The 13,772-nt window shown below is 38.5% G+C and carries 12 protein-coding genes, 1 pseudogene and 2 other annotated features (1 of these 15 only partly in view); of the genes and pseudogenes, 5 read left to right on the forward strand and 8 right to left on the reverse strand.

Annotated elements, in window-relative coordinates; genetic code table 11:
• Positions 1-4 (reverse strand) — a binding site (T-box leader) (it extends 221 nt beyond the left edge of the window).
• Positions 5-40: 36 nt separating this feature from the next.
• Positions 41-264: a binding site (T-box leader), on the reverse strand.
• A 74-nt stretch (positions 265-338) separates the two neighbouring features.
• On the reverse strand, positions 339-476 hold the full coding sequence (locus C6Y03_RS19370; protein ID WP_223260758.1) for a hypothetical protein: 138 nt from the start codon (positions 474-476) through the stop codon (positions 339-341).
• Between the two features lie 251 nt (positions 477-727).
• Here C6Y03_RS19370 and C6Y03_RS12940 point away from each other — a divergent pair, with 251 nt between their 5' ends.
• Positions 728-3,094, forward strand: a complete 2,367-nt coding sequence (locus C6Y03_RS12940; protein WP_106039436.1) for an nSTAND3 domain-containing NTPase — start codon at positions 728-730, stop codon at positions 3,092-3,094.
• A 569-nt stretch (positions 3,095-3,663) separates the two neighbouring features.
• On the opposite strand, the gene C6Y03_RS12945 is transcribed toward C6Y03_RS12940, so the two are convergent.
• From C6Y03_RS12945 to C6Y03_RS12965, 5 genes are all read right to left on the reverse strand, one after another.
• Complete coding sequence (locus C6Y03_RS12945) at positions 3,664-4,851, reverse strand: MFS transporter (RefSeq protein ID WP_106039437.1); 1,188 nt, start codon at positions 4,849-4,851, stop codon at positions 3,664-3,666.
• Between the two features lie 26 nt (positions 4,852-4,877).
• Positions 4,878-5,705, reverse strand: coding sequence for a MerR family transcriptional regulator (locus C6Y03_RS12950; RefSeq protein WP_106039438.1), 828 nt, complete (start codon positions 5,703-5,705; stop codon positions 4,878-4,880).
• Between the two features lie 216 nt (positions 5,706-5,921).
• Positions 5,922-6,332: a DUF6508 domain-containing protein gene (locus tag C6Y03_RS12955; protein ID WP_106031330.1), complete on the reverse strand. Its 411-nt coding sequence runs from the start codon at positions 6,330-6,332 to the stop codon at positions 5,922-5,924.
• A 134-nt stretch (positions 6,333-6,466) separates the two neighbouring features.
• Positions 6,467-7,852 carry a 23S rRNA (uracil(1939)-C(5))-methyltransferase RlmD gene (gene rlmD / locus C6Y03_RS12960; protein WP_106039439.1) on the reverse strand — a complete coding sequence of 462 codons (1,386 nt, stop codon included), beginning with the start codon at positions 7,850-7,852 and terminating at the stop codon, positions 6,467-6,469.
• 102 nt (positions 7,853-7,954) lie between these two features.
• A complete protein-coding gene (locus C6Y03_RS12965) occupies positions 7,955-8,824 on the reverse strand; it encodes a DNA-3-methyladenine glycosylase family protein (RefSeq protein ID WP_106031331.1) in 870 nt (289 codons plus the stop codon).
• A gap of 432 nt (positions 8,825-9,256) precedes the next feature.
• Between C6Y03_RS12965 and C6Y03_RS12970 the strand changes: the two genes are divergently transcribed.
• The 3 genes and pseudogenes from C6Y03_RS12970 to C6Y03_RS12980 all read left to right on the forward strand — a co-directional run bounded on the left by C6Y03_RS12970 (position 9,257) and on the right by C6Y03_RS12980 (position 11,379).
• A complete protein-coding gene (locus tag C6Y03_RS12970) occupies positions 9,257-9,763 on the forward strand; it encodes a hypothetical protein (RefSeq protein WP_060595786.1) in 507 nt (168 codons plus the stop codon).
• 132 nt (positions 9,764-9,895) lie between these two features.
• Positions 9,896-10,855: a magnesium/cobalt transporter CorA gene (corA, locus tag C6Y03_RS12975; protein ID WP_066031160.1), complete on the forward strand. Its 960-nt coding sequence runs from the start codon at positions 9,896-9,898 to the stop codon at positions 10,853-10,855.
• 32 nt (positions 10,856-10,887) lie between these two features.
• Positions 10,888-11,379: pseudogene (locus tag C6Y03_RS12980) on the forward strand (DUF2716 domain-containing protein).
• A 34-nt stretch (positions 11,380-11,413) separates the two neighbouring features.
• Here the strand turns inward: C6Y03_RS12980 and pdaA are convergent.
• A complete protein-coding gene (pdaA, locus tag C6Y03_RS12985; RefSeq protein ID WP_095286087.1) occupies positions 11,414-12,205 on the reverse strand; it encodes a delta-lactam-biosynthetic de-N-acetylase in 792 nt (263 codons plus the stop codon).
• Between the two features lie 101 nt (positions 12,206-12,306).
• On the reverse strand, positions 12,307-12,498 hold the full coding sequence (locus C6Y03_RS12990; protein ID WP_044139757.1) for an SE1561 family protein: 192 nt from the start codon (positions 12,496-12,498) through the stop codon (positions 12,307-12,309).
• A gap of 146 nt (positions 12,499-12,644) precedes the next feature.
• On the opposite strand from C6Y03_RS12990, the gene yfkAB reads away from it, so the two are divergent.
• Positions 12,645-13,766 carry a radical SAM/CxCxxxxC motif protein YfkAB gene (yfkAB, locus tag C6Y03_RS12995; protein ID WP_106039440.1) on the forward strand — a complete coding sequence of 374 codons (1,122 nt, stop codon included), beginning with the start codon at positions 12,645-12,647 and terminating at the stop codon, positions 13,764-13,766.
• Positions 13,767-13,772: the final 6 nt, after the last annotated feature.

The following is a 13,772-nucleotide window of genomic DNA, read 5'->3' on the forward strand; positions in this document are numbered from 1 at the left end:
GATGATAGTTGAGTGAACAAAAAAACACACCCATCCCTCATAAAGGGACGAATGTGTGATCCGTGGTTCCACCCAAATTCCCATAACGCGTATTCGCTTTATGGCTCTGGTGCCGTAACGTGGCGTAGACGGTATTGGATACTTCAATTTTCCCCAATACAGCTCAAAGGTGGTAAGACCATTTCCTGCGTTAGGAAGATTTCAGCGTGACTTCCCTCTCTGGTAACCAGTAAAAATGGCTCATGTCCTTTTCTTCGCTTTTAATTTCTCCATATCTTACATGATGATGATAGAACATGTAAAGCTTTATTTTGTGCAGAGCAATTGAAATTCATTCTTTAAATGATATGTTGCGTGTATTGACTTGGGCTGTATTCAATTTGAAACGCAGGGGATAAGGCTCGTTTCACTTCTTCTGTGATACGCTCTCCTTCTTGATTGAATTTCTTTTCCATGTCTGCACCATTTGATAGCAAATCATCTGTCTCTTCGTCAAACCAGCGGCCATACTGTATGTTCCAATTCCAGATCTTTGAGAAAAGGGTATCGCTTACTGGTACATCATTTCTTTCTAAATGACGTTGACGCTTTTAAAATCAAGGACGATTTGTAGACTCTTTCATTAATTAAAATTCAATAGTAAACTAATGGTACTTCAAATTTTTTAATTAAGTTTAAATTTAAAAGAAAATCAATAAGTTATTGTAATTCCTAGGAGGCGAATCATTTGTTCGATTTTACTAATTTAAGTGATGTTGAATTTGAAAAGCTGTGTGCAGATATATTAAGCAGAAAATTAGGTGTTAAATTGCAATACTTTTCTGCAGGAAGAGATGGTGGTATTGACTTAACAGATGATGCAGCACACAAAAACATTATAGTACAAGTAAAACATTATGCTAAAAGTAGTTTTAGCAGTTTATTGACTTCTTTAAGAAAAGAAGTTGATAAAGTCAATGAATTGAATCCAAATCAATATTATATATGTGTCTCTCAACAACTTACCGCAGCAAATATAAAAGTAATTTATGAATTATTCAAGAATTATATGGATAATTCATCCAATATAATTACTAAGAGCGTTTTGGTAGAATTTTTAGAAGAAGAGAGCAATCAAGATATTCTCAGAAAAAATTTCAAATTATGGTTACTAGCAGACAAATTATTAAAGGACATTTTTAATAATAAAGTATTTATTGATAGTGAAGTGTTATTAGAAGATATTAACGAAGACTTTAAATATTTTGTTCAAACTAGAGTTTTTAATGAAGCACTAGAAATTTTGAAAAATTCTAGGCTACTAATGATTAAGGGTTCACCGGGGGTAGGAAAATCTATAAATTCAAAAATGTTGGCTGCTGCATTTGCCAAAGAGGATTACATTATTAGATACACTACGGATGGACAAGTTAGTAATATTAAAAGTGTTATATCACAAAATCCTGATGTAAAAGAGGTTATACTATTAGACGATTGTCTAGGACAATATTACTTTAGTTTAAAAGAAGGACAAGATTTAGAATTAATATCTTTAATAAATTATATTAAAAATTATGCAAATAAAGTTCTTATTTTAAATACTAGGATTACTATCTTCAATGAAGCAAACAGATCCCGACTTCAATTTAGACATTATTTAGAGAAAAACAATTTACCTATTAAGACTATTGATATAGATGAAATTTTTATTGAAGAAAAAGCAGAGATTTTTTATAACCACCTATACAAAAATAAAATACCTAGAGTATATTTTGAACAATTGCAGAAAAATAAAAAATACAGAAAAATTATTGAACATATAAACTATAACCCACGAATAATTGAATTTGTAACTGAAAAGTATAGATATAGTAATATTAGTCCTCAAGATTATTATTACTATATTTTAAGTCAATTAAATAATCCCATGGACGTATGGGCGGATGAATTTGAACAAAAACTAAAAGAAATAGATAGAATATTTATGTATACTCTTTTTTCTTTGACTGATACGTATACGGATATTAATGCTTTAGAAGATTGTTTTATTTTCAGATTAGAACAAGAAGGACGTGCACAAAGTACAATAAACCTGTTTAATGAAGTAAAATCTAGATTGACAAAATCATTAGTTAAAATTATGGATGTTAATGATTATGAAAAAATTGGTGTTTTAAACCCTTCTATAAACGACTATATGAACAGTTATCTTCATGCTAATAAAATTGGTATAAATGCAATTAAGAAATCTATATTATACATTGAACAAATTGAGAAAATTCTCAAAAAAGACGAAGCAGAAAAATTTTTGTTAAATAAATTGACATCAGGAGAATTTATAGATTTGAAAAGCTTCGAAAATAAAAAAATAGAATACTTATTTTATGGTATAACTAAATATAATATCCTAATTGATAGCTACAAAACAATTATAAAAAATAATTTTAATGAGATAGGAGAAAATTTTAGTTTCTTTGATGAAAAAATTGAGAAAAAGGATATTTTGGTTAAATTCTTAGAAGAATCAACGTTATATACTTTTTATGATATTGAAACGTGTTTAATGAATGAAGATTTCATGGAGGATTTCATAAGTAATTTAGGGTATAAAGGAATAATTGAAATCTTATTAGCAATAAAAAATAACGAGTTATTACTTCCTGAAATAATTGAACAACTTGAGTCGGATTTTATCGGTTCATTAGATTCTCACATAAGTAACATCGAGATTTATGAATATATAGAAGACATTGATGGTTTTGGTGCTTTTTATGAATTAATGTCACTAGAATCTCCTACTAAAGAATTTAATGAAGAGATACAAAAACTTCATTCTGATGTTACAAAAACTATAGCAAGGGAATTAAAAAGTGAGTTAGAAAAAAAGGTAGATTTTGAAACAATTAAATCCGAAATAGAACAATTACTTGAAATAAATATTACTATCGAAAAAATAAATGATGAAGTTGTAAGATTCTTTGATCAGCAAATTGAACCGGACTTTGATGATTACCTAGATGACCTAGATGATTATAATAATAGAGGGTATGAACCCGGTGATGTTGATCCAACTGATATAATATTTGAAAGAGCTTATTTAGAGGCAGATAAATAGTGGAGAATAGGGTCATTACACATTAAAGAGGTATTAACATATAATATTCAGAATTATTTAAATTCTTTAATTAACAATGGTTAGCCCTTTGAAAATAATAGACTAATATTACAAATAAATCTGCGTATCTATTGCAACGTCATAAGTCTATTTGAAATATAAGTATAGGCAACACCCCCTTAGGGTTAGTTGCCTACCTTTAAAATAAATTTATGGGTATACGGAGACATATTCTCTGGCTTCAAGTATTAAATCTTGTGATTTTGACATAAATTACACTCTTTTGATAGTTTATATGGGTTGAAAAGACATAAACAAAGAATATTGACTTAATTGATTTGACTTTGTCTAAAAAAGTGAGTTCGCAAGATAATCTCTTTTTCGGCAAAAATTAGATAATTATTTCTTATGCATTCGGGTTACTTTAAGAAAAAATCCGATTATACCTGATACAGCTATCAGAGTAATAAGAGATATCTCTATTATGGATAAAAATGATTTGTTCATCCTTCTTACAAAATTTTATCGTAGCAAATTATTCTTTCAATAGCCACCAAATTCAAACCATGTTACCTTCCATGCTCCATCACTTTCAAACTCTTATGCTGAGAGATTCGCTCAAACGCCACCATCAGAATGGTCATGAGTAAAGCGAGAAAAACGGTTCCAGCACTGATCCAGCTTAGGTTTAATATAGATGTTTCGCTTAACACAATCCCTCCTACACCAGAGCCTAAGGCAAATCCGAATTGAATAAATGATGTATTGACACTTAATGCGATATCAGGAGATTTTGGTACAAGTGTTACAAGATATAGCTGCTGAGCTGGTGATGTGCTCCATGTAGCGATCATCCATATCATGATGACAGCCACCATGACCGCGAGACTCCCTGTCACAAATGCTAGCAGCATGAGCATGATGATTTGCAGAATGATTCCAGAGAAAATCGTGAATATTGGGCCCTTTTTATCTGCTGCAATCCCTCCAAGGCTGGAGCCCAAAAAGCTGCATATTCCAGCTAGTAATAAAATGCCACTGATTTCTGTGATACTAAGGTTTGCTGATGCTTGCAGGAAGGGCGTTAAATAGGTAAATAACGTGGAATATCCACCTACATAGAATAGCGTCACTGAAACCGCAAGTAATATTCGCTTATCTTTTAAAATCGATAATTGCATACCAAGTGTCACCGGTTCTTGTTCTTTCATAGACGGAATTCGCCTATACACAACAATCAGCGGAATAAGCGTGATCAATCCAATGGTTGCGAATAATGCTTTCCATCCGATCATACTGCTTAGAAATGTCCCGATTGGAACACCTAAAACCAAGGAGCTGCTTAATCCCATTAAAATGATGCCAATGGCTGTTCCTCTTTTTTCACGTTCTACAAGACGAGTCGCAACAGCCATTGCCACTACAATAGCCGTCCCCCCACTGATTCCTTGTAAAATCCTTGTCATCATCACCATTTCAAACGAATGGCTGACACTTGTGATGAAATTACTTAAAATAAAAATGATCAGCATCCATGATAATATTTTTCTGCGGTCCATATTGATCGTCAGTGCAATGACAATCGGTGCGCCGATGGCTGCTGAGAGCGCTAAAGACGTGACCAATAATCCAGCAGCAGACGTCGTGACATGTAAATCATCTGCGACCATCTGGATAATGCCTGTAATGATATATTCAATCGTTCCAATTAAAAAGGCTGCTAAAGCAAGTAAATAGACAACAGTTTTGTTTTTCATCGTGACGTTTCTCCTTTGGGCAATGTTTACGATTTGATTTCATCTATAATAGGAATTTGAATTTCAATGAGTCTGCCTTCTTCATTTTCAGACAATGGGTAATAAATCTCTCGGCCCGGCTGGTCTTCTTTCACGCGATATCCGTTATTTTCGATCCATGTTGCCAGGTCAATACAAGCAGTTTGTGCGGATGGAGAATGTGAATGAAATAATAGTGTCGCCATTGTTTCTTCTGCAGGTAACGTACGTATCTTGATTCCTTGAGGAAGAGTGCCCCTTAACGATTTGACGGAATACCCCACCTCAAATTCGAACTCACTTTCTTTTTCCATTGATTCCCTCCACAGCACCACTTGTGGTCCCGAGATCAATTCTTGTTGAATTTTAAGTAATAAATGATGAAACGTTTGAAAGAATGAAGGAATTTCGTCAACAGTTCCGTTGGATTGAAAAGACATGATGCTTTTGCTTTCAACAGATTTGATAATGACCTCCTGTTCTTTTTCAACACACCCCTCTCGTTTAATGAGGTGCATCCGCTCCTTAATACGCGCTAATTTCTGTTGTTCTCTCTCGATCAATTGCTGAATCTCACTTTCTTTCAGCAGAAACATGCCCTGAATCTGCTCTACCGAAATATCTTCCCGAAGAAGCTGAGCCATTTGCTTTAACGTAAAGCCCAATTCCTTGTACAGAAAAATTCGATTGACCTCAAGCAGCTGCTCAGCTGAGTAATATCGGTATCCCGAATCTTGATCAATCTGCTTAGGCTTTAATAAATCAATTTGGTCATAATATCTTAAGGTTTTAACAGGCACTTTACTTAACATAGAAAAATCGCCGATCTTGAACATCCTGCATCTCCTCCGTTTTGTTGATCTGATCAAAGTATAAACCTTTCAGTTAAGGGGAAGGTCAACTGAAGAATTTAAAAATGTCGATTCGCTTCAGTAGAAACAAAAAAGCACTATTTTCAAATAGTGCCTAAAACGAAGGTTTTCGATTCACTTTTAAAAGAATGCTTTCTGATAAGAGCGGAGCACATGCCATCACCCCTTGAATTTATTCATTTACCCCAAACAATCCAATCTTTTCAGGCACTTTACAATATCTCCACTTTTAAAGAAATTGAATATGGCACCCTCGCTAAACCGTTCGGCTCTTACAACCCCCATCATGAGAGCAAGCACACACTGCGCATTTAAATTTGAAATGTCCACATTCTCCATATCGTTCGGTCCACCTTCAATCCCATTTTCTTTGAGGATCTCTCTGTAGCGGGTAAGCTCCAGCTCTTGATGTTGTTTTGCAAAGGTATAAACATCTTCGATCAAGTGACGAACCGTTTCGGAATAATTCACAAAGGGCATCTGAATTGGGCGTTCAGCTGTTCCATCATTTTCTTGATCGATTACCCATTCTCCAATATGATCTTCCTGAAGCAGCGGTATGTATTTTGTTAGAATATCGAATTGACTCATTTTCATCCTCCTCTATCTCCTTTATATGGTTTACTCTGATCGACACCTATGGATCAGTATAAAAAAATCCGTGATCATCCTACCAGCTAGACACCAGTATTCAAATCACGGACAGTCTTTATTCACTTCACTTTTTATACTCTAACCATTGATACAACTGTCTCCACATGCGCCGTTTGCGGAAACATATCGACTGGCTGCATGTATTCGATTTTGTAGTCTTTTGACATGTATTCGAGGTCTTTTGCTAATGTTGATGGGTTGCAAGAGACGTAGACAAGGCGTTTTGGTTTGACTTGTTTGACAGTGTCTAAGAAGGTGCGCTCGCAGCCTGTTCTTGGCGGGTCCACGACGATGACGTCAGGACGGAAGCCTTCTTTGACCCATTTTGGCAGCCAGTGTTCAGCTGTTCCTGTCACATAGGTCGCGTTTTTCATGCCGTGTTTTTTGGCATTTTTCTTGGCATCATCAATCGATTCTTTGATGACATCCATTCCTCTTACTTCTTTTGCACCATCTGAGAGCCACATACCAATGGTTCCAACGCCGCAATATGCATCGACAACCTTTTCTTTGCCAGTCAGTTTGGCCGCTTTTTTCGCTTCGTCGTAAAGCTTTAGCGTTTGCTTCGGATTCAATTGGAAGAAAGCACGTGCACTCAGTTCAAAGGAGACGTCTCCTAAAAATTCTTGAATGACCATGTTGCCAGCTAGGTGAGATGTCTTATGGCCAAAGATGACCGACGTTTTTTCACCGTTGACATTGTGCATAATGGACGTCACTTCTGGCAGACGTTTTTGAATGGCTTCGGCGATTTCTTTTTTCTTTGGAAATTCAGGATTTGATGTGACTAGAACGACCTGTACTTCACCTGTTTCAAAACCGACACGCACAACAATTGAGCGTACGTCGCCTTTTCTCGTCCGTTCATTGTAGACCGATACACCGAATTTCTCTAAGATTTTGCGGACAACGCCCGTTGTTTTGTTCGTATTTGGATGCTGCACGATACATTCCTTGATCGGTACAAGCTTATGAGAGTTCAGTCCGTAAAGTCCAGCAATGATGTCACCGCTGTGAGAACGCCCTACTTGGAACTGGCTTTTGTTCCGGTAGTGCCACGGATCTTCCATACCGATCGTTGGTCGAATATCTAGTTTTTCAACTGATAGCTTCGTATGTCGTTCTATTGATTGAATGACAATATCTCGTTTTTCCTTTAGCTGCTGCTCGTATGCCAAATGCTGTAGCTGACAGCCTCCGCACTGCTCGTATACTGGGCATGGCGGTTTCACTCGATGCTCGGAGCGCTTTCGGACTTTCCTGACCGTACCTTCTGCATATTTTGCTTGGACATTCGTTGCTTCCACAACCACTTCTTCGCCTGGAAGCGCACCCGGGACAAAGACCACTTGCTTTTTAAAATAACCGACCCCTTCCCCATTAATGCCAAGGCGTTTAATGGTAAGCGGGAACTGCTGTCCCTTTTGTAAAAGGGCACCTTGCTGTTTTTCCTTCACTTCATTCTCTCCGTTCTATCTGAACCCTTGATAGGTTGTCTTCATTTTATTCCATCTCATTAGTATATCATGACTTGGACAAAGAGAGAAAATCCCTTTCATTTATTTATCTGTCTCAATGCTTCTCCATAAATATAAAGAAGCGTAGCTTAAATACGGGGTCCACTCCTTGCTTAATGCTGCCATTTCTTCTTTTGTCGGCTTTTCAGGCAGGTCAAAATGCCGCTTGATGGCGTTTTGAATACCGATATCTGCCATCGGAAAGAGATTTGGTCTTCCAAGTCCATTCATGAGCACATTTTGAACTGTCCAAGGTCCAATCCCTCTAATCGGAAGCAGACGTTCTTCCACCTCCAGATCAGTTAAATCGTGTAATTCTTCTAAACAAAGAGAGCCGCTCACAATTCGCTTCGATACATCGATGACATATTCCGCTTTCCGCTGACTAAATTGGAGCTTTCTCAAATCCTCTGTTTCAAGTGAGGCGATGGCTTCCGGTAAAGGATCAAACCAAACACCTTCTATTTGCTCACCGTACGTATGAACAAACCGTTTCGTGAGCTCATAAGCAAACGCCAGATTGAGCTGCTGATGAATGATGCATTTCATCAAACAATGATATAAATGAAAATCCAGCATGAGCGGTGTCCCGACATGACGCTCAAATATGGACGCTAAATTCGTTTGAGAAAAATGCTCATGCACAGCGTGTAATTGATGCTTCATGCCAAATATCCGCTTCACCTCACATATGAGAGGTTCCTCAGGACCTTTTCCTTGCACCCGAAACGTGGGCGCTTCTTTTGTTCCGGTGGCTTGAACGACGACAACGTATGGTTTTTGTTCTAACCTAATTGGTACTTTGATTTCTCGTTTATTCAAATCGACTGCTTTTAATGGATCACTTGATAAGCGTCTGAGCACTTGATCGAAATGATACGGCGGCTCCACCACCAGCTCTTTTTCCCACATGTTTTCCTCTTCCTTTCTGCAAACATGCAGATGCGATTGTTTCACTTTGCATGAATGATTCTCCATATTGAATACTTTTAAACATAAAGAGTACAAGAATTTATCAGTTATATCTTCCTTATTTACGGTCATTTTCCTTTTGGATGAAGAAACATTTTTAGTCGAATTCAGCTAAAATTCGACAGCATCCTTCAATATTTTAGGATTATTTACCTTAAATTAGAAATAGAACCTCTGGGTGATATCTTCTATTCCGAAAACATTTGTATAATTATGACATATCAAGGAGGTGAACAAAGGAATTAGCTGATTAGGCAATCATTTGTTTTATCTTGCAGGACCATATTTTACCTCATTGATAACCGGCTTCACCTAGTTTCACTTTTTACGAAAAGAAAGACCCAAAATTTAAAAACAAAGGAGATCCGACCAATGAAAAAAACCATTCTTTCTGTTGCCCTTGCCACTGCTGTTTCTTCGACACTACCAGTATTCGCTGACGCTGCTGAACAAAAAACTACTCCAGTTTCAACTACTGTTCAGCAAACTGTTTTAAACAAAGCTGTTGAAAGTAAAGCATCTACAACCGCAGGAAACGTTAATATTAACTTTGACGTACTTGGTATAGCTAATGCATTAATCAATGCTGCAAATGCTAACACAAACCGTGAAGGCTTTGTCAAAGGACTAATGGAGTCTGCTTTCTATGCTGCGGGCTCAAAATACAATGTCATGGTATTTAACTTAAGCCAAGGTTATGAGACTCGTTTCAACGGAGTCAAAACGTTTGCTACTGTGAAATACGGAAGCATTACTTACGGAGTTTGGGTATTTGAAAATGGATCTTTCACAAACAAAGGTGACGGCGGCTACATCAACTGGGCGTTTAGAGGCTGGTTCGACCGTAACGGTGGTTTCGTCAACTTCCGTCGTCCTTAATTCTCGGTTTTACCCATCAATCATACACGCACATTGGACCGATCTCAGTAATGAGATCGGCTTTTTTATGCAGAACACGTATAAGTTCACCGGTGCTGCTTCATGATATAATGCAAGTCTGGAGGGGTGCACATGCTGAAAAAAATTGCAGTGACAAAAAACGGCGACTTGATTGAACATGCAACATTACAGCAGCTTTCAAGCCCCGATATCGCCTGGTACTGGATTGATTTCCATGCGCCAACGGAAAAGGAAGCAGCGCTTTTGAAGGAATACTTTCAGTTCCATCCGCTTGCGATTGAGGATTGCTTCCATTATTTACAGCGGCCGAAGCTTGATTTTTATGAAGGGTATTTATTTTTCGTGCTTCATGCCCTGAATCAAAAGACGCTTCGATCTGAGGAAATCGATCTGTTTGTCGGTGACAATTATATCGTGACCTTTCATTTGAAGGAAGCACCATACATTGATCGTGTCATTCGAAAGCTCAAAGAATCTGACAAAACCCGAAATAGCGGACCTGAGCATATTGCTTATATGCTGATTGATCAGCTTACCGATGATTATTTCCCAATCATTTATCAAATTGAGGACAGGCTGAATGAAATTGAGGATGAAGAAGGTCATAAAACATATGGAACGCTGATGAACGAAGTATTCGGAATTCGATCCGATTTGCTCAAGCTGCGAAGAACGATTATCCCGATGAGGGATCTTTTATATCGTATTGTAAACACGCACATGATGAAAAGCGATACAAATCGTCAAGCATATTTTAATGATATTTATGATCACTTATTGAAATTAACAGAGATTGTCGAATCGAACCGAGAAATGACAGCAGATTTAAGAGACAGCTATCAGACGCTGAATTCCAATCGAATGAATGCGATCATGATGACATTGACCATTGTGTCGACCATTTTTATCCCACTGACCTTTATTGTTGGGGTGTACGGAATGAACTTTGATAACATGCCTGAATTACACTGGAAGTATGGCTATTTTGGGGTGCTGATTTTCATGGGTCTGCTCGTCTCGGGTATGCTTTTGTGGTTTAAGCATAAAGGGTGGTTCCGCATTTTCAAATAATTTGTTGAGAGAATAGCTTGGGGGCGGTTAAGGTGGAAAACTGGATTCCATTGACTCATCAAGAACTAAAGCTGGTATGGAAGACGTTCTATCGAGATTTCAAATTTAATCCAAGCATCTCTCGTTTTCCCTCATTCCACGTACCATCTCCTTATATTACATATGATATCTCTGTTTATTTTGAGGACCCTTCCCTTCTACATGCGGAGGAAGACCTTGAAGAGAAAGCGTTACTTGCTTTTCAGGAGCATATGAGAACAGACGAATATATGCTGGCACTCGATTGGCAGCACGAATGCTACTGGATCACACCATACGGGTCATTTGAAAAAGATGAAATTGGGGAATAGAGAGTCCCTGTGCTTCCTAACGGGGATTATGATTTCTTTTTATCAAAAGAGATGCATTGGGGCTTGCTAGGACATCCTTGGGAGCAAACAATCACGATTTTCGGTGAGGGCTTGATTGACTCTTTTACGCGTCATCACCCGATTTTGTTTCAGCGTAAAATAAGAGAAGGATAAAGAAAAAGCTCGCAGGTCTTCTGCAAGCTTTTTTCTATAGCTGAGGCAGATGCCATACTTTTTCAAGCATGAGATCGTCTAGGCTTTTAAAGGAATATCCTTGTTTTTTCAGAGCCGTGATGGCATCATCCAGTGCCTCGGCATTGTCCCTTGAGACGGTATGAAGTAAGTAAATGGCACCTGGGTGCGCCTGCTTCATCATTTGATCGTAGGCATACTGTTTTCCTTTTTGATGATGAATATGCCAGTCCACAAACGCCACTGACCAGAAAACGGTTTGGTAGCCGAGCTCTTTTGTTTCCTTCAGCACTCTTTCACTGAATACACCGCGCGGCGGACGAAGATAGAGGTTGTCTTGTTTTCCAGTGATTTTGTACACGGCTTCATTGACACGGTCCAGCTCTTCTTTGATTTCTTTCGTACTCTTTGTTGTTAAATCTGGATGGTGATAGGAGTGGTTGCCAATGATATGACCTTCCTCTGCCATACGTTTGACGAGCTCAGGCTGATCCTTTACAAAGTGCCCTGTCACAAAAAAGGTGCCTGGTACTTGATGTTTTTTCAGCACATCTAAGATCTTCGGCGTGTACCCATTTTCATAGCCATTGTCGAAGGTAAAATAAATCTCTTTCTTTTTCGTGTTTCCTAAATAAAAGGCATCATACTTTTTTAAAAGGACGTTCAATTCTTTACCCGCATCTGCTGGCTTGTGTTCTTTGCTTTTCGCAAATCCCCAGTGGACGGGCTTATTAGACACGGCTTCCGCTTCTGAGAGAGGCATGGATACAAAAAGCGCACATAAACAGATGAGCATGTATTTTTTCATTTACGTCACTTCCCGGTTTTTCTTCTATTGTGCAGAATAAGACCGAGACTCATACACTGATTCACCTGCCAAATTAAAGAAAAAAGCCCGCACTGCGCGAGCTATTCTTCCTTCCAATCGCTTTTAAACCGTTCATATTTCGCTTCTAGGTCGTCAATCATCTGGATCAGTCTGTCTATATCCTCAACATCTGTTGATTCAGGATCTAATGAATCAATCACATTCATAAACATATCTAATCGGTTCTTTAAATAATCAACCTGCTGCTCTTTGCTGTCTGCTGCCTTGCCCATAGATACACTCCCTTTAGCATTTGTTTCTAGCTTATCTTTTTTCCCCTTGTAAATCAATGATGCCCCACTTGCGTATAACGGTGATGGGGCTTAAAATTAACTGTTGGCGGGTCTACGTTTGCCCGAATGAAAAGGAGATAGATACCATGAACCAAAAAACAGCACTTCGTCCGATTACACCTGCATACGACCCTTGGGAAGCCTATCTCGATGTGCAGGATTACGGAGAGATGAAGCTGACAAATATCGAATTTACAACAACGACGTTGTGTAACATGAGATGTGAGCACTGTGCGGTCGGCTATACCTTACAGCCTAAGGACCCGAATGCACTGCCGCTTGATTTACTGCTTCGCCGTTTAGATGAAGTTCCGCTTCTGCGCTCAATCAGTATTACAGGCGGAGAGCCTATGCTTTCTCTCAAATCTGTGCGGGAATATATCGTCCCTTTATTAAAGTATGCCCATGAACGCGGCGTCCGTACACAGATCAATTCAAACTTAACACTTGATTTGGCGCGATATGAGGAAATTATTCCATACTTAGATGTCCTTCACATCTCACATAACTGGGGAACTGTCGAAGAGTTTGCAACGGTCGGTTTTGCGATGATGGACAGAAAACCAACCTTTGAGCAGCGCGAGAAATTATTTAACCGCATGATTGAAAATAGCCGGGCACTTGTCAAAGCGGGTGTTACCGTATCTGCTGAAACCATGCTCAATAAGCGCACGCTTCCATATATTGAACACATCCACCGGCAAATCGTGGAGGAAATGAAATGCCAGCGCCACGAAGTTCACCCAATGTACCCAAGTGATTTTGCCAGCGCCCTTGAATCATTGACGCTTCCGCAAATGCGTGATGCGATTCATCAGCTGCTTGATATTCGTGATCAAGACACATGGATGCTGTTTGGCACCTTGCCATTTTATTCTTGCAGCACAGATGAAGAAGATCAGCGCCTCCTCAAGCGATTGCGTCAGGAGAAACATGTCACGGTACGAAATGACCCTGACGGCCGCTCACGTTTGAATGTGAATATTTTTGATGGGAATATTATTGTGACAGACTTTGGCGATACACCGCCGCTTGGAAACATTGCTACTGATACATTGCAATCTGCTTATTCACGCTGGATGGACACAAAATTAGCAAAAGAGCTGAATTGCCATTGTCCAAGCGTACAATGCCTCGGTCCGAATGTTCTTGTGAAAAACAGCTATTATCAAGATGTTGATTTTACTTCTCGTACAGCCAGGGGGTAACCGATA

The organism is Bacillus sp. LNXM65, from assembly GCF_002998575.1.
Lineage (GTDB): Bacteria > Bacillota > Bacilli > Bacillales > Bacillaceae > Bacillus.

What these genes read in the sequence shown, in the direction of transcription:
- C6Y03_RS12945 (WP_106039437.1), bottom strand. Translation starts at nt 4,851, where the DNA reads ATGAAAAACAAAACTGTTGTCTATTTACTTGCTTTAGCAGCCTTTTTA.
- C6Y03_RS12950 (WP_106039438.1), bottom strand. Translation starts at nt 5,705, where the DNA reads ATGTTCAAGATCGGCGATTTTTCTATGTTAAGTAAAGTGCCTGTTAAA.
- C6Y03_RS12955 (WP_106031330.1), bottom strand. Translation starts at nt 6,332, where the DNA reads ATGAGTCAATTCGATATTCTAACAAAATACATACCGCTGCTTCAGGAA.
- C6Y03_RS12965 (WP_106031331.1), bottom strand. Translation starts at nt 8,824, where the DNA reads ATGTGGGAAAAAGAGCTGGTGGTGGAGCCGCCGTATCATTTCGATCAA.
- C6Y03_RS12970 (WP_060595786.1), top strand. Translation starts at nt 9,257, where the DNA reads ATGAAAAAAACCATTCTTTCTGTTGCCCTTGCCACTGCTGTTTCTTCG.
- corA (WP_066031160.1), top strand. Translation starts at nt 9,896, where the DNA reads ATGCTGAAAAAAATTGCAGTGACAAAAAACGGCGACTTGATTGAACAT.
- pdaA (WP_095286087.1), bottom strand. Translation starts at nt 12,205, where the DNA reads ATGAAAAAATACATGCTCATCTGTTTATGTGCGCTTTTTGTATCCATG.
- C6Y03_RS12990 (WP_044139757.1), bottom strand. Translation starts at nt 12,498, where the DNA reads ATGGGCAAGGCAGCAGACAGCAAAGAGCAGCAGGTTGATTATTTAAAG.
- yfkAB (WP_106039440.1), top strand. Translation starts at nt 12,645, where the DNA reads ATGAACCAAAAAACAGCACTTCGTCCGATTACACCTGCATACGACCCT.